The organism is Aeromonas allosaccharophila (genome assembly GCF_016026615.1).
In the GTDB taxonomy this organism is placed as follows: Bacteria; Pseudomonadota; Gammaproteobacteria; order Enterobacterales; family Aeromonadaceae; genus Aeromonas; species Aeromonas allosaccharophila.
In genome coordinates this window covers 2,744,269-2,758,766 of record NZ_CP065745.1, presented here as the reverse complement: position 1 = coordinate 2,758,766, position 14,498 = coordinate 2,744,269, and the positions used below count along the sequence as shown (strand labels likewise).

Here is a 14,498-nt window from a genome sequence, read left to right as displayed (position 1 = left end):
CTTACTTGGCAGCGTAACGCTCGGCAGAGGTCTTGATCTCGGCTTCGGCAGCGGCCTTGTCGCCCCAACCTTCCACCTTGACCCATTTGCCCGCTTCCAGCTCTTTGTAGCGCTCGAAGAAGTGCTGGATCTGGGCGCGCAGCAGTTCCGGCAGATCGTTCACATCCTGGATGTGATCGTACTGCTTGGTCAGCTTGGAGTGCGGCACGGCAACGATCTTGGCATCTTCGCCAGACTCGTCGGTCATCTTCAGCACGCCAACCGGGCGGCAGCGAATGACGGAGCCGGCCAGCAGCGGATAGGGGGTTGGAACCAGTACGTCGACGGGGTCACCATCCAGAGAGAGCGTCGCGTTCACGTAGCCGTAGTTGCACGGATAGAACATCGGGGTAGACATGAAGCGATCGACGAAAATTGCGCCGCTGTCCTTGTCGACTTCGTATTTGATCGGGTCGGCATTCTGCGGGATTTCGATGATGACATAGATATCGTCGGGCAGGCTCTTGCCAGCCGGTACCAGGTTCAGGCTCATGATATTTCCTTCGTTGTTAGTATCAGGTTTGCAGGCCGATATTATAGCGATGTGATGTTAAATGACCATATTTCAGCGGATATCGCGGCCAAAGAAGAGGGATGTTTCCGGTTTGCGGTGCTTTGATGTGTTCTGAATGCAACAAAGCGGCAGTTTTGATGCCCTGCCGGTGATCTTGGTCATCGGCAGAGCATGGTGAGTGGCGAGTGAAACAGGTGAATCAGAGCGAGTAGGGGAGCCTCGACTCATTGACCAGCCGCGACAGGGCCGCCACAACCTGAGGGTCAAACTGGGTGCCGGAGCGGGACTGGATATACTCCATGGTTTGCGCCAGCGTCCAGGGCTCCTTGTAGGGGCGCTTGCTGAGCAGGGCATCGAACACATCGACCACCGCCACGATCCGCGCCGACAGCGGGATCTGCTGACCAGCCAGCTGTTCCGGATAGCCCTTGCCATCGAAGTGCTCGTGGTGGCCCCGGGCGATTTCAGCGCCCAGCGAGAGGTAGCTGGTTCCCTCCACCATCTCGCCCGCCTTGTACAGGATATTGGCGCCGATATCGGCATGTTGCTCCATGATGGCCCGCTCGTCGGGATCGAACCTCCCCGGTTTGTGCAGGATATGATCGGGGGTGCCCACCTTGCCCACGTCGTGCAGGATGGAGGCCATGCCGATCATCTCGACAAACTCCGGGGTCAGCTGCTCGGGATATACAGCCATCTGTTGCAGCTCTTCCACCAGCGCATCGGAGAGTTTTTGCACCCGCAGCACATGCTCGCCGGTATCGGAGTCGCGGAACTCTGCCAGCGCCGCCAGCGCCACTACGGTGGCCTCCTGGGCGCGCAGCAGCTGGTTATAGAGGTAGAGGTTGTCGTAGGCCGCCGAGATGCGCTGGCAGAAGACATCCAGCAGATCGCATTCGAGTGGGTCGAGAGGCTGGGTCGGGGTGAAGCTCAGCACGAACTCGCGCCCATTCTGGGCGGCGATATAGAGGGAGTCCTGCGGATGCTCGAAGCGGTTGCAGCGCGCCGCCAGTGCTTTCATGACCGAGTCATTGAGGGTAGGAAAGTCGGTGATCTTGCCATCATCCAGCAGAGTCTCGTAGTCGCCGGTGGCGGCCAGGATCTCCAGGCCATGTTGATCGGGACGCCGCTCGGCGCAGATAGCCCCTTCGGTGCCCACATCGAGAATCGCGCTGATCTGTTTCAGCACACCGGAGGCAAACTCCTTGAGGGAGTGAAGATGATAGAGATCGCCAGCCCCTTCCAGAATTTTACCGAGCCCCTGGCGGCTCTTGTCGATGGCGCTGAGGGTTTCGTAAGAGCGCAGGGAGGCGATGACGGTGGTATAGAGCTTTTGCACCGTTAGCTCGGTCTTGGTCTTGTAGTCGTTGATGTCGTAATCGAGGATCACACGCTGTTCGGGGGCCTGACCGGGCTGGCCGGTACGCAGCACGATCCGCACCAGCGAGTTGCGCATCTCGTTGCGGATCCGGTGCACCAGTCGCAGACCGGCATCTTCGGTCTCCATCACCACATCGAGCAGGATCAGTGCAATTCTGGGATTGGCTTCCAGCATGCGACCCGCTTCGGCGCCGCTGTAGGCATTGAGCAGTTCAAGCGGGCGCGACTTGTAGTGAATATTGGAGAGGGCCAGGCGAGTGGCGTGATGAATGTCCGGCTCGTCATCGACGATCAGCACCTGCCATGGGTTGAGTGCCTTGGGGACCACGACCTCTTCATCATCGAGTTCGATGATGTCGTCGTCCAGCCAGATATCGTCCTTGTCTTGGGCACTGCTCATATCGGTTACGCCTCCGGCGCTCAATGAGTATGTGAACAGTATGCACGATCACATCCGGTCGGATCACCCGGATAATTGTAGAACGTGAGCGGGCTCTGTCTCTTTTTACTCTATTCAAAAGGCTCCAGATACGCCTGGATCGACTTTTTCAACCAGGCCAGCACCTTGCCGTGGTAGGCATTTTCCGCCAGATAGACGCCGTAGTCCCGCCACTGCAGGCTGAACTTGTGTTTCAGGGTCAGCAGGGAGCCTTGCCGCAGCTGGCTCTGGATCAGCGGCGAGGGGAGCACCGCCCAACCCAGCCCGTCGAGTACCGCATCGCGCATCAGCTCGAAACTGGAGAGGCCGATGTGCTGACCGCCGATGGGTAGCAGACTTTTGACCGAGAATTCATCCACATAGGAGAGGGTGACCTGGGTGTGGTCGGTCAGATCCTGCTGCATCACCCGCTTCAGGCTGGCCAGCGGATGGCTGGGGGCCACCACCATCAGGGTACGGATCGGGTTGAGCAGGTCGATATTGAGGCCGCAGCGCTCCTGATCCTCGGTGATAAGGCCAAAGGCGGCATCGACGAACCCCTCTTCCACCAGCGCGGGCAGTTCGGGTGGGGAGGCGAGCACCAGCGAGATACTGGTGCCGGGGAACTGGCTGCGCAAGGCGGCCAGCATCTCGCGCCACACCGGTTCGGGGATGGCGTCATCGCGCGCCACCCGCAGCGCCACCTCGGCGCCGGAGGCGTAGTGTTCACACTTGAGCTTGAGGCTGTTGGCCGCCTGCAGCAGCCGTTTGCAGTCATCAAGCACCAGCTCGCCGATCTCGGTCAGGCGACTCTGATTGGCGCCGCGTTCAAAAAGTTCGACGCCTAGCTCCACTTCAAGGGAGGCGATGGCGGTACTGACTGCGCTGCGGCTTTTGCCAAGTCGTCTGGCTGTATTGGCGAGGGAGCCACTGTTTGCTGATTCTACAAAGAGTTCTATCTGATAGAGCTTCATGAAGATGGGTCATAACGGAGTGTCCTAGCATTACCTTAGCCCGCCCGCGGATAACAAGGCAAACCGTCAGCGTCTGATAATTCGACGCTCAGCGATTCCTGCCCGCGCCGCGACTGCGGCTATCATCTCTCCCGTCGCAGCAACAGAAGGAAAATTCTATGTTAATCAGTCGCATGCTTTTAGCACGCATATTCTTGACGGGGGCCATCCTCACCGAAGTGGCGGGGACATCCAGTATGGCGATGATCCCCGAGGATGCCGCGGGATGGCTGAACTACCTGCCGATGTGGGCCCTGATCACCCTCTCCTATCTGCTACTGGCTCAAGCCGCCAAAACAATCTCCATTGGTATTGCCTTCGCGTTGTGGGAGGGGCTGGGGATTGCACTGATCACCATCGTCTCCGTGCTGTTCCTCGATTACGACCTGAACGCTCAGGAGCTGAGCGGTCTGGCGCTGGCAATAGTGGGTATTGTTATGGTGACCATGGGGGAAACCGGGGATGAACCGGTGCGCAGGAGAGTCACCCGTAACAGCAAGGAGGCGGTATGCACCCGTTAATTATCGTGCTTGGCGCGGCTTTGCTGGATATCGGTGCCAATATGGCGATCAACCGCTCGCGGGGCTTTCGCTACAAAGGGTGGGGCGTGTTGGGGATTATGCTGGTGCTGGGCGCCTTCACCCTGCTCTCCGAAGCGGTGAGCAGTGGCAAGATTGACCTTGCCGTGGCCTACGCCACCTGGGGCGCCATCGGTATTCTGGGGACCGCACTCGGCGGTCTGCTCATCTTCCGTGAGCGACTCAAGCCCATCGGTTGGGCCGGGATGGTGGTGATGGCGCTGGCCGTCGCCATGCTGACTACAGCCTGATAACGCTTTATCAATGACAAAGCCGCCCGGTTTCGCTGGGCGGCTTTCTTGTTTGGCCGATTATTTGGCTGACTTAGGCTCAGTGCGGCGCTTCGTAGAGCTCCAGCGGCAGACCGTCGGGGTCGGCGAAGAAGGTGAAGCGCTTGCCGGTCAGCTCGTCCACCCGCACCGGCTCTACCGCGATCTGATGGGCCAGCAGGTGGGTGATAACCCGGTCAAGGTCGCTGACCCGAAAGGCGAGATGGCGCAGACCGCACGCCTCGGGCGTCGAGGGGCGGCTGGGGGTGATAGGGAAGCTGAACAGCTCCAGCTGGCTGCCATCTGGCAAGGCCAGATCCAGTTTCCACGACTGGCGCGCTTCGCGCAGGGTTTCGGCGATGATGGGTAGCCCCAGCACCTCGTGGTAGAAGTGGCGCGAGCGTGGGTAATCGCTGGCGATGATGGCCACATGGTGGATGGCGTCAAACAGCGGAAAGGTCATGGTGTTTCCTTGTCAGCAGCATAGTGAACGGGCAGCCTGCGCTGCCCGTATTGTTGATCTAGTTGAAGAAACCGCCGAACCAGTCATCCAGCGCACTGCGTGGCGTCGCGCTGCTGGCGCAACCGGCCGGGGAGCCCATGGTGGATGCCTTGGCTGGCACCTGCAGGCTGCCCGGGCAGTCACTGGTGACGCGGGTGCCGCTGGCACGGGAGAAGTTGGCCCAGGTGACCCCTTCCGGCATCTTCAATCCCAGACTGTTGACGCCACGCTGGCTCATGTAGCCGCTAAAGAGCTGCAGGGCACCGCTGGCACCGGTCAAGCCCGCCGGGGTGTTGTCGTCGCGCCCGACCCAGATACTGACCAGCTCGTTGTTGTCCATCCCGGCAAACCAGGAGTCGCGCAGCTCGTTGGTGGTGCCGGTCTTGGCCGCCATGGTGGCGCCGGGGAACTTGGCACTGAGCGCACGAGCCGTGCCCTGACTCACCGTCTTGGTCATGGCGAACAGGGTCAGCCAGCTTGCTTGGCTGTCGGTGACCCGCTTGGCGGTCTGATCATGCTGATAGAGCAGGCTGCCATCCCCCTTGACCACGGCGCGGATCGCCGACAGCGGCTGGGTCAGCCCCTGATTGGCGATGGGCAGATACATCTGGTTCACCTCCATCGGGGAGAGCGCCACCGCCCCCAGCACCAGCGACGGATAGGGCTGGATCTCCTGCTGCACCCCCAGCTTGTGCAGGGTATCGACCACTTTCTCCAGCCCGACCTGCAGACCCAGATTGACGGTCGGCACGTTGAGGGAGCTGGCCAGCGCATCCATCAGCGGCACGCTCTGGCGGAACTTGCGATCGTAGTTTTGCGGTGTCCAGACCTGACCATCCTGACCGCGAATGCGGATCGGCTGATCTTTCAGCGGGGTTGCCAGGGTCAGACCGTTGGAGAGGCCGGTGAGGTAGACCGCCGGTTTCACCAGAGAGCCGATCTGGCGGCGGGCATCCAGCGCCCGGTTGAACCCGGCATAGCGGGGATCGCGGCCACCCACCAGCGCCACTACTTCGCCCTTGTGCCAGTCGGAGACCACCATGGCCGCCTCCAGCTTCTTCTTGCCGCGCAGTTTTTCGATCTCGGCGAGGCCCGATTCGACCGCCCGCTCGGCCGCATGCTGGGCGATGGGGTCGAGACTGGTGAAGATCTTCAGGCCAGATTGCTTGAGCAGATCGGCGCCAAAGCGGCTCTGGATCTCCCGCTTGAGCAGCCCCATAAAGGCCGGGGTACGGCCATAACTCATCTGGCCGCGGGCGATGATGCCAAGGGGCTGGCGGCTGGCCAGCTCATATTCGGCCTGGGTCAGGCTGCCGTGATCCATCAGCAGCTTCAGCACCAGATCACGGCGGGTCTTGGCCCGCTCCGGGAAGCGCCAGGGATCGTAATAGGAGGGGCCTTTCACCAGACCGACCAGCAGGGCGACCTGATCGATATCCAGCTCGTTGACCGGAATGCCGAAGTAGAAGTAGGAGGCAAGCCCGAAACCATAGACCCCTTGCGAAAAGTTCTGCCCCAGATAGACCTCGTTGAGGTAGGACTCGAGGATCTCGTCCTTGCTGTAGCGATAGTCGATCAGTACCGCCATGTAGGCTTCCTGCAACTTTCGCCACAGACTGCGTTCACGGGTCAGGAAGAAGTTCTTGGCCAGCTGCTGGGTGAGGGTACTGCCCCCCTGCACGGTGCGACCCGCGATCAGGTTGGCGAACATGGCCCGCATGATGGCTACCGGCGAGACGCCGCCATGCTGGTAGAAGTCGCGATCCTCGGTGGTGAGCAGGGTCACCAGCAGGCTGTCGGGCACCTCGGCGATGCGCACCAGCAGGCGATCTTCCCGATCTTCGGTATTGAGGCGATCGAGCAGCACCGGGTCCATCTGGGCGTAACCGAGCTGGCGCTGGTTCTCCAGCGACTGGATCCCCTCAAGGCGCGGGCCGTTGAAAGTGAGGCGCAGGCCACGGGCCCCATCGGCGCCGTCATAGAACTCGAACGGACGGCGAATAAGCTCGATGCGGTTGCCGTTGATGGTGTATTCACCCGGCGTGTGAGGCTGGCGCACCTGCTTGTAGCTCAGCATGTTGAGCTCGCGCAGCATCTGGTCCCGCGACAGGCGCTGGCTGGGGTAGAGCTCCAGCGGGCGGCTGTAGACCATCACCGGCAGCTGCCACTTCTCGCCATCGAAGCGCTCGCGCACCTTGGTATCCAGATAGATGCCGAACACCACCATAAAGGCCGCCACCACCAGGGAGAGCTTGAAGCCAAGCCAGAACAGCTTGCGCCAGATGGTGCGTTTGGGTGCGGCCTTCTTGGGAGGGCTCTTGCGTCGTTGGGTTGCCATGGTTCCTCTTTACCTGTTCATCATTATGCGTTGTGTTGTCATCGCGGCGTAATCGAACGATCGCGGCCGATTATCCATCAAATAGTCGGTGAGATTTCGTTCATCGAACCTACATCCCCATCTTCTTCTTGGTGACCCTGGTCGGCATCGCCTCCAGCGGATTATCCGGCCAGTAGTGGCGGGGATAGCGCCCCTTCATCTCTTTTTTCACCTGCTCGTAAGAGCCAGCCCAGAAGGCAGCCAGATCGGCGGTGATCTGCAGCGGCCGCTGGGCGGGGGAGAGCAGCTCCACCACCAGCGGCACCCGGCCATCGGCCACGCAGGGGGTCGAACCTTGTCCGAACATCTCCTGAATACGCACCGGGATCACCGGTGCCTGACCCGGCTGATAGCGGATCCGCACCCTACTGCCGGTGGGCGCCGCAAAGTGGCTCGGCAGCGCCTCGTCCAGCCGCTTGGGCAACGGCCAGGGCAGGGATTGACGCAGAATGTCGCCGAGGTTGAGCTTCTTCAGCTGCTCCAGCCGGGTCATGCCGCTCACCGCCGGCAGCAGCCACTGTTCCAGCGTGGCCAGCAGGCTCTCGTCATCCATCGCGGGCCACCCCTCATCGGACAGCCAGTCGCGGGCGCAGCGCAGACGGGCCAGCAGCCCTTCGCTGCTTTCGTCCCACGGCAGCACATGCAGCCCCTTGCGGCGGATCCCCTGCAGCAGGCAGCGTCCTTTCTGCTCGTCAGAGAGTTCGGTTAGCGGTCGCTGGCTCAGCACCAGCTCGCCTAACACCTGCTGGCGCTCGGCGCGCACCCGCTCTTCCCGTTCATCCCAGTCGAACCACTGCCGTTCGCTCACCAGTTCCGGCAGCAGGCGTACCAGCTCGTCCAGCTCGACCGGTTCGGCGATAAAGATGCGGCTGCCGCGATCGTTCTGCCCCATCTCGATGGCGATAAGGGCGGCTTGTCCCTGACAGGGATGACCTTCTACCAGATCGCAGCTCACCCCACCACTGAGTTGATAGCGACTGCCGCTACGCAGTTTGCCGATGCGATCCGGCCAGGCGAGGGCACAGAGTAGCCCGAGCCACTGACCCTGCGCACTGGCAGGGCGGGCGCCAAGCCGCTCAAACCAGCGGGCCGCCCCCTGACGCAGGGCACTTTGACGGCGGTGGAACAGCACAGAGAGGCGCTCCGATCCTCGCAGATCTTCTTCCTGCAACGCCACCAGATATGCGGCATCGGCGACAATCCCTGTCAGACCCTCGGACTCCAGCTCGCGGGCGCGCAGCAGCATGCGGGCGAGGCGAGGGTGGGTACCGAAGGCGGCCATGGCACGGCCAGCGGGAGTGAGTTGTTGCTCACCCTCCGGCTTCATGGCGCCAAGGGCGACCAGCAGCCGCTGGGCGCTGGCCACCGCGGCGGCGGGAGGCATGTCCAGCAGCGGCAGATCTTCCACCCTGGCACCCCATTGGGCGGCGTCCAGCAGCAGGCCGGTCAGCTCCTGAGTGAGAATGTCTGGCGGACTCTGCTCGGCGAGCCGCTCCTGCACCTCGCTGCTCCAGAGCCGGTAGCAGACGCCGGGGCCGAGACGACCGGCGCGACCGGCCCGCTGGGTGGCGGAGGATTTGGCTATCTGGCGGGTCTCCAGTCGGGTGACGCCGCTTTTCAGGTCGAACGAGGCCCGTCGCTCCAGCCCGCTGTCGATCACCACCGAGATCCCCTCAATGGTGAGGGAGGTCTCCGCCACATTGGTGGTGAGCACCAGCTTACGGCGGCCCGCAGGTGCCGGTTCGATGGCTGCCTGCTGGGCCGCCATATCGAGGCGCCCGTAGAGGGGGGCGAGGATCACATCGTCCGGCAGCCGCCCTTCCAGCCATTGCGCCAGTCGCTCGATCTCTCCCTGTCCCGGCAGAAAGACCAGCAGACTGCCAGCGTGAGCGGCCAGCGCCTCCAGCACCACAGCGCCGATCTGCGGCTCCAGCCACTGCTGGCGATTGGCGGGGCGGTAGTGATATTCGATGGGAAAACCGCGCCCCTCGGAGCGAACTACAGGGGCATCCGGCAACAGGCGCTCGAGCGCCATGCCATCCAGGGTGGCAGACATCACCAGGAGTTTGAGGTCATCGCGCAGCCCTTGCTGGCTTTCGATGGCGAAGGCCAATGCGGTATCGGCGTACAGGCTGCGTTCGTGGAACTCATCGAAGATCACCAGCGAGACGCCGGTCAGCTCGGGGTCTTGCTGCAACATCCGGGTCAGCACCCCTTCGGTGACGATCTCGAGCCGGGTCGCTGCGCTGGTGCGGCTCTCGCCGCGTACCCGCAGGCCGATGCGCTCGCCCACCTTCTCCCCCAGCTGGCGCGCCAGAAAGCTGGCGATATTGCGCGCCGCGAGACGCCTTGGCTCCAACATGATGATACGGCCGGGCAACCGGTTCTGGCGCACCAGCTCCAGCGGCAGCAGGGTCGATTTGCCCGCACCGGGCGGCGCCTGCAGGATCACGCTGCTGTGGCTGTCGAGGGCGGCAAAGAGTTCGGGCAATACCGAAACGATGGGGAGCTGGGACAAAGCGATGAGCACCTTCTGTAGCAACCGGTAAAACGGCGCCTATTCTGCCACAGCCACCCGCGCCACCGTGAGTGGATGTGCGGAGATGGCCACTCGGGCGGGAGGCTGGCGAGACATGGCCCGATGGCTGCCATAGAATGGGCCCATCCAATGAGCGTGAAAAAGGCATTATCACCACATGGCCAAACTCTTCTTTGCCCTGCCCGTCAAGGAGCTCGCCCCCGAGCTCATCGCCTGGCGCGATCAGCAGCCCTGGCCCGGTCAGCCGGTGCCGCAAGCCAACCTCCACCTGACCCTGGCCTTTCTGGGGGAGGCGGACGAGTTGACCACCCGCCGCCTGATCGCCGCCGTGGAGCGTCAGCACTGTCCGCCGCTTGCCATCAGGCTGGATGAGACCGGCTGGTTCAGTCGGGCCAAGGCCGCCTGGATTGGCCCGAAGGAGTGTCCCAACGAGCTGAATGTGCTGGCTAGGGCGCTGCGTCGCCACGGTGAGAAGCTGCGTCTTGGCAATGGCGAGCAGGGTTATCGCCCCCATGTCACCCTGTCGCGCAAGGCGGGTGAGGCACCGGCTATCCAGCCTGCCCCAAATTTTCTGCTGCAGGCTGACGAGTTCTGCCTCTATCAATCCATCTCGACCCCGGACGGGGTACGCTACGAGCCGCTTGCCTGCTGGCCGCTGCGGGCAAGACGCAAAGAGGGATTGGATAATGAAGAGCAACGGAGGGTAAACCCGTGATCTTTGATCCCCCCCTGCAATCGGGCCAGCTGGTGGCCCGCTACAAGCGCTTTCTGACCGATGTGCAATTCGATAACGGCGAGGTCATCACCATCCACTGCGCCAATACCGGTGCCATGACCGGCTGTGCCGATCCGGGCACCCGGGTCTGGTACTCCACCTCCGACAACCCCAAGCGCAAGCTGCCCAACAGCTGGGAGATCGCCGAGAGCCCGGCAGGCCACTTTATCTGCGTCAACACGGCGCGCGCCAACCAGATCGCCCGGGAGCTTATCGAGCAGGATGCCATCGCCCCGCTGGCGGGTTACAGCCGGTTGCGCACCGAGGTGAAGTATGGCGAAGAGAACAGTCGCATCGATCTGCTGCTGGAAGATGACGAGAAGGGCAATTGTTACATCGAGGTAAAATCGGTGACCCTGCTCGACGAGCGTGATCAACCGGGCATGGGTTACTTCCCCGATGCGGTCACCGCCCGTGGCGCCAAGCACTTGCGCGAGCTGATGGCGATGAAAGCGGCGGGCCACAGAGCCGTGCTGCTCTTTATGGTGTTGCACTCCGGAATAAGCCGGATGCGCCCTGCAACCCATATAGATCCGCACTATAGTCTGCTAATTGAGCAGTCAATTGCGGCGGGGGTTGAAATTTTATGCTATCGGCCCCATGTTGGGGTGCATGGCATGGTGGCCCAAGGTTTAATCCCATTTGAATCTGGTCACCTGTTACCCGAGGGGAGTGCATAAATATTGGAGTGGGTAACATTATTGGTACGGCTCGTTTGCTTACCCGTTACCCTTCTGCTATAGATGTCGCCCTCAATTTATGGATGGCACGGGTAGCGTGCTGAATTAGGAGACAGGGCATGCCAACAGGCGAAAACAGGAAATCTCTGGGCCCCCTGGCCATTGCGGGTGTCGCGCCTTACCAGGAAAAGCCGGGTGAGGAGTACATGAATGACCAACAAAAGGCGCATTTTCGCAAGATCCTGGGTGCCTGGCGCAACCAACTGATGCAGGAAGTTGATCGTACCGTCGACCATATGAAAGACGAGGCTGCCAACTTCCCGGATCCCGTGGATCGTGCCGCGCAAGAAGAAGAGTTCGCTCTTGAACTGCGTACCCGCGACCGTGAACGCAAGCTGATCAAGAAGATCGAGAAGACCTTGCAGCTGCTTGAAGACGATGATTTCGGTTACTGCGAACACTGCGGTATCGAGATCGGTATCCGTCGTCTGGAAGCCCGTCCGACAGCCGACCTCTGTGTCGATTGCAAGACGCTGGCCGAGATCAAGGAAAAACAGATGGCCGGTTGATCCCGACCCTCTGGTATATGAAAAAGGGAGCTCGCGGGCTCCCTTTTTTATTGAGCTTTTGGCGGTCGCCCCCCAAAATGCAGCCTCAATGAATCGCTTACCCGAACAGTCATGCCCGTGAATACCCCGTCCTCATCCCTTGTGCGCCCCTATGTCGGCCGCTTTGCGCCCTCACCTTCCGGCCCGCTCCACTTCGGTTCGCTGATCGCCGCCCTCGGCAGCTTTTTGCAGGCCAGATCCCGGCGGGGGCGCTGGCTGGTGCGTATCGAAGATATCGATCCGCCTCGGGAGATGGCCGGCGCGGCTGACCTGATCCTCAATACCCTTGAGGCATATGGTCTCGAGTGGGATGGGGAGGTGATGTTCCAGAGCGGGCGCCACAACCGCTATGACGAGATCATCGATCAGCTCTATCGGGCTGGCGATCTCTACTGGTGCCGCTGTACCCGGCGCGAAATCATGGCCGCGGGCGGTCTCTACAGCGGCCACTGCCGCCCCCTCGGGCTGACGGCAGAGGGATGTGCCGCCCGGCTGCGCCAGCACCATCCGGTCTACCACTTCGATGATCGCTTGCAGGGCCATATTGCGGTCCCGGCGGCGCTGGCCGAGGAGGATTTCATTATCCGCCGCCGCGACGGGCTCTACGCCTACAACCTGGCGGTGGTGGTGGATGATATGGACAGCGGCATCACCGAGATAGTACGCGGCGCCGATCTGCTGGAGCCCACAGTGCGCCAGATTGCTCTCTACCAGACCCTGGGGGCACCGGTGCCCGACTGGGTACATTTGCCGCTGGCGGTACTGGCCGATGGCAACAAGCTCTCCAAGCAGAACCATGCGCCGGCGCTGGCGCTCGATGAGGTGCGACCGGCCTTGTGGCAGGCACTGCATTTCCTCGGCCAGTGCCCGCCTCCCGAGCTGATGGCGAGCCGGATCGACGAGATCATCGGGTGGGGCATCGCCAACTGGCGGCTCGAACGGGTGCCCGCCAGCGAGAAGATCCCGTTGGACCTTGAGTAAAGAGAACCGGTTTTCGTGTAATAGGATGTGAGCTGGGCGCAGATAGACCGCGATTTTCGCTGGCAGATGGTTTCATGCGGGATCAATTGTCAGCACGGTTTTTCATTTGGTCAGGTGTGAGCTATGCACAGGTAGACCGCTATTTTTTGGCCCGGTTTGATTCAAATGAGCTGAAGTAACCGCATGGTTTTTCATTTGGTCAGGCGTGAGCTATGTGCAGATTGACCGCTATTTTTTGGCCCGGTTTGATTCAAATGCGCTGAAGTAACCTCATGGTTTTTCATTTGGTCAGGCGTGAGCTATGATAGGCCGCTATTTTTTGGCCTCCCGTCAATTTAGAAGTCATGAAGAGGTGTACCATTTTTTCCCAGATCGCAAACTTTTGCCGCAAGGTGCTCGGCAAGGAAGATGGCGAGCAGCCGGTGGAATCCCCCATTCCAGCCCGTGTCGCCGGTCAACGTCGTACCTTAAGCCGTGATCAGCACCCTGTTTCGCGCAAAGAGATCAGCGAGAATGCCCTCAAGGTGCTCTATCGCCTGAACAAAGGGGGCTATGAGGCCTACCTGGTCGGCGGCGGAGTCCGGGATATTCTGCTCGGGAAGACGCCCAAGGATTTCGACATCGCAACCGATGCGACGCCGGAGCAGATCAAGGCGCTGTTCAGCAACTGCCGCCTGATTGGCCGTCGTTTCCGCCTTGCCCACATTGTCTTTGGTCGTGACGTGATCGAAGTGGCCACCTTCCGGGGTCACCACCATCAGGTCAATACCAGCAAACATGTGTCGGCCCAGTCTGATGAAGGCATGCTGCTGCGCGACAACGTCTACGGCACCATTGAAGAGGATGCCGAGCGCCGTGACTTTACCGTCAACGCCCTCTACTACAGCGCCAAAGATTTCACCCTGCACGATTTCGAAGGGGGTCTGGAAGATCTGGCCGAGCGCAAGCTTGAGCTGATCGGTGATCCCGAGACCCGTTATCGTGAGGATCCGGTACGGATGCTGCGCGCCGTGCGCTTTGCCGCCAAACTGGACATGACTATCAGCCCGCGTACCGCCGCCCCCATCAAGGAGCTGGCGCCGCTGCTGCAAGACATCCCTGCTGCCCGCCTGTTTGAGGAAACCCTCAAGCTGTTCCTGGCTGGCGACGGTCTGGCGACCTACAAGTTGCTGCGCGAGTATGGCCTGTTCCAGCAGTTGTTCCCGCAAGTGGCGGCGCTGTTTACCCCGCACGGCAACTCGCCCTGTGAGCAGCTGATCGAGCTGGCGCTGATCGATACCGACACCCGTGTCCGTGAAGACAAACGCGTCACCCCCGCCTTCCTCTACGCCACCCTGCTGTGGGGCGCCGTCGAGGCCCGTGGTCGGGTGCTGGAGAACGAGAGCGGCCTGCCCTGGTATGACGCCTTCATGCTGGCGATCAACGAGGTGCTGGACAATCAGGTGCGGATCATCGCCGTTCCTCGGCGTTTCACCACCGATGTCCGCGACATCTGGGCACTGCAACAGCGTCTGACCCGTCGTCAGGGCAAGCACCCCGAGCGCGCCATGGAGCATCCCAAGTTCCGCGCGGCGTACGACTTCCTGTTGCTGCGCAACCGGGTCGAGCGTGGTCTCGGCGAGCTGGCCAGCTGGTGGGAGCGCTATGTCGCTTCCAATCCGGATGTGCGCCCGCAACTGCAGCGCGAAGCGACCCGTCGCCCGGCGAGCGGTGAGCGTGCCCCGGCCGGTGAGGCCCGCAGCAACGATGGCGAGAAGCGCAGCAGCAACAGCCGCAACCGTCGTCGCCCCCGTCGCCGCAAACCGAAAGTGGCCGAGTGACAACA

At 61.6% G+C, this 14,498-nt stretch carries 13 protein-coding genes; 7 read left to right on the top strand and 6 right to left on the bottom strand.

Annotated features, from left to right (window positions below):
• Position 1: 1 nt before the first annotated feature.
• From ppa to I6G90_RS12435, 3 genes are all read right to left on the bottom strand, one after another.
• Positions 2-532 carry an inorganic diphosphatase gene (gene ppa, locus I6G90_RS12445; protein ID WP_033137821.1) on the bottom strand — a complete coding sequence of 177 codons (531 nt, stop codon included), beginning with the start codon at positions 530-532 and terminating at the stop codon, positions 2-4.
• Between the two features lie 220 nt (positions 533-752).
• Entirely contained in the window at positions 753-2,333 is a 1,581-nt protein-coding gene (locus I6G90_RS12440; protein WP_197927728.1) for a DUF3369 domain-containing protein, read from the bottom strand.
• A gap of 110 nt (positions 2,334-2,443) precedes the next feature.
• The gene (locus tag I6G90_RS12435) at positions 2,444-3,325 is read right to left on the bottom strand and encodes a LysR family transcriptional regulator (protein WP_197927727.1); all 882 of its coding nucleotides are present in this window, start codon (positions 3,323-3,325) and stop codon (positions 2,444-2,446) included.
• Positions 3,326-3,483: 158 nt separating this feature from the next.
• Between I6G90_RS12435 and I6G90_RS12430 the strand changes: the two genes are divergently transcribed.
• Positions 3,484-3,885 carry an SMR family transporter gene (locus I6G90_RS12430; RefSeq protein WP_042063140.1) on the top strand — a complete coding sequence of 134 codons (402 nt, stop codon included), beginning with the start codon at positions 3,484-3,486 and terminating at the stop codon, positions 3,883-3,885.
• Complete coding sequence (locus tag I6G90_RS12425) at positions 3,873-4,193, top strand: SMR family transporter (RefSeq protein ID WP_058052527.1); 321 nt, start codon at positions 3,873-3,875, stop codon at positions 4,191-4,193. Before I6G90_RS12430 ends, I6G90_RS12425 begins: the two co-directional genes overlap by 13 nt.
• A 79-nt stretch (positions 4,194-4,272) precedes the next feature.
• Here the strand turns inward: I6G90_RS12425 and gloA2 are convergent, their stop codons facing one another.
• The 3 genes from gloA2 to hrpB all read right to left on the bottom strand — a co-directional run bounded on the left by gloA2 (position 4,273) and on the right by hrpB (position 9,608).
• Complete coding sequence (gene gloA2, locus I6G90_RS12420) at positions 4,273-4,674, bottom strand: SMU1112c/YaeR family gloxylase I-like metalloprotein (protein WP_197927726.1); 402 nt, start codon at positions 4,672-4,674, stop codon at positions 4,273-4,275.
• 58 nt (positions 4,675-4,732) lie between these two features.
• Positions 4,733-7,051 (bottom strand): penicillin-binding protein 1B, encoded by a 2,319-nt coding sequence (mrcB, locus tag I6G90_RS12415; protein ID WP_197927725.1) that lies wholly within the window; start codon positions 7,049-7,051, stop codon positions 4,733-4,735.
• Between the two features lie 109 nt (positions 7,052-7,160).
• Positions 7,161-9,608, bottom strand: a complete 2,448-nt coding sequence (gene hrpB / locus I6G90_RS12410; RefSeq protein ID WP_197927724.1) for an ATP-dependent helicase HrpB — start codon at positions 9,606-9,608, stop codon at positions 7,161-7,163.
• Between the two features lie 178 nt (positions 9,609-9,786).
• Here hrpB and thpR point away from each other — a divergent pair, with 178 nt between their 5' ends.
• The 5 genes from thpR (at position 9,787) to pcnB (ending at position 14,493) form a co-directional block, all read left to right on the top strand.
• Positions 9,787-10,344: an RNA 2',3'-cyclic phosphodiesterase gene (gene thpR / locus I6G90_RS12405; RefSeq protein WP_197927723.1), complete on the top strand. Its 558-nt coding sequence runs from the start codon at positions 9,787-9,789 to the stop codon at positions 10,342-10,344.
• A complete protein-coding gene (sfsA, locus tag I6G90_RS12400) occupies positions 10,341-11,084 on the top strand; it encodes a DNA/RNA nuclease SfsA (RefSeq protein ID WP_197927722.1) in 744 nt (247 codons plus the stop codon). The genes thpR and sfsA overlap by 4 nt, the downstream gene beginning before the upstream one ends.
• Before the next feature lie 119 nt (positions 11,085-11,203).
• Complete coding sequence (dksA, locus tag I6G90_RS12395) at positions 11,204-11,653, top strand: RNA polymerase-binding protein DksA (RefSeq protein ID WP_005335644.1); 450 nt, start codon at positions 11,204-11,206, stop codon at positions 11,651-11,653.
• A 111-nt stretch (positions 11,654-11,764) separates the two neighbouring features.
• Positions 11,765-12,673, top strand: coding sequence for a tRNA glutamyl-Q(34) synthetase GluQRS (gene gluQRS / locus I6G90_RS12390; protein WP_197927721.1), 909 nt, complete (start codon positions 11,765-11,767; stop codon positions 12,671-12,673).
• A gap of 344 nt (positions 12,674-13,017) precedes the next feature.
• A complete protein-coding gene (gene pcnB, locus I6G90_RS12385) occupies positions 13,018-14,493 on the top strand; it encodes a polynucleotide adenylyltransferase PcnB (RefSeq protein ID WP_058052520.1) in 1,476 nt (491 codons plus the stop codon).
• The last annotated feature ends 5 nt before the right edge of the window (positions 14,494-14,498 follow it).

Excerpts from the sequence above, each read along its gene's own strand:
- ppa (WP_033137821.1), bottom strand. The coding sequence starts at position 532 with ATGAGCCTGAACCTGGTACCGGCTGGCAAGAGCCTGCCCGACGATATC.
- I6G90_RS12440 (WP_197927728.1), bottom strand. The coding sequence starts at position 2,333 with ATGAGCAGTGCCCAAGACAAGGACGATATCTGGCTGGACGACGACATC.
- I6G90_RS12435 (WP_197927727.1), bottom strand. The coding sequence starts at position 3,325 with ATGAAGCTCTATCAGATAGAACTCTTTGTAGAATCAGCAAACAGTGGC.
- I6G90_RS12430 (WP_042063140.1), top strand. The coding sequence starts at position 3,484 with ATGTTAATCAGTCGCATGCTTTTAGCACGCATATTCTTGACGGGGGCC.
- I6G90_RS12425 (WP_058052527.1), top strand. The coding sequence starts at position 3,873 with ATGCACCCGTTAATTATCGTGCTTGGCGCGGCTTTGCTGGATATCGGT.
- gloA2 (WP_197927726.1), bottom strand. The coding sequence starts at position 4,674 with ATGACCTTTCCGCTGTTTGACGCCATCCACCATGTGGCCATCATCGCC.
- mrcB (WP_197927725.1), bottom strand. The coding sequence starts at position 7,051 with ATGGCAACCCAACGACGCAAGAGCCCTCCCAAGAAGGCCGCACCCAAA.
- thpR (WP_197927723.1), top strand. The coding sequence starts at position 9,787 with ATGGCCAAACTCTTCTTTGCCCTGCCCGTCAAGGAGCTCGCCCCCGAG.
- dksA (WP_005335644.1), top strand. The coding sequence starts at position 11,204 with ATGCCAACAGGCGAAAACAGGAAATCTCTGGGCCCCCTGGCCATTGCG.
- gluQRS (WP_197927721.1), top strand. The coding sequence starts at position 11,765 with ATGCCCGTGAATACCCCGTCCTCATCCCTTGTGCGCCCCTATGTCGGC.
- pcnB (WP_058052520.1), top strand. The coding sequence starts at position 13,018 with ATGAAGAGGTGTACCATTTTTTCCCAGATCGCAAACTTTTGCCGCAAG.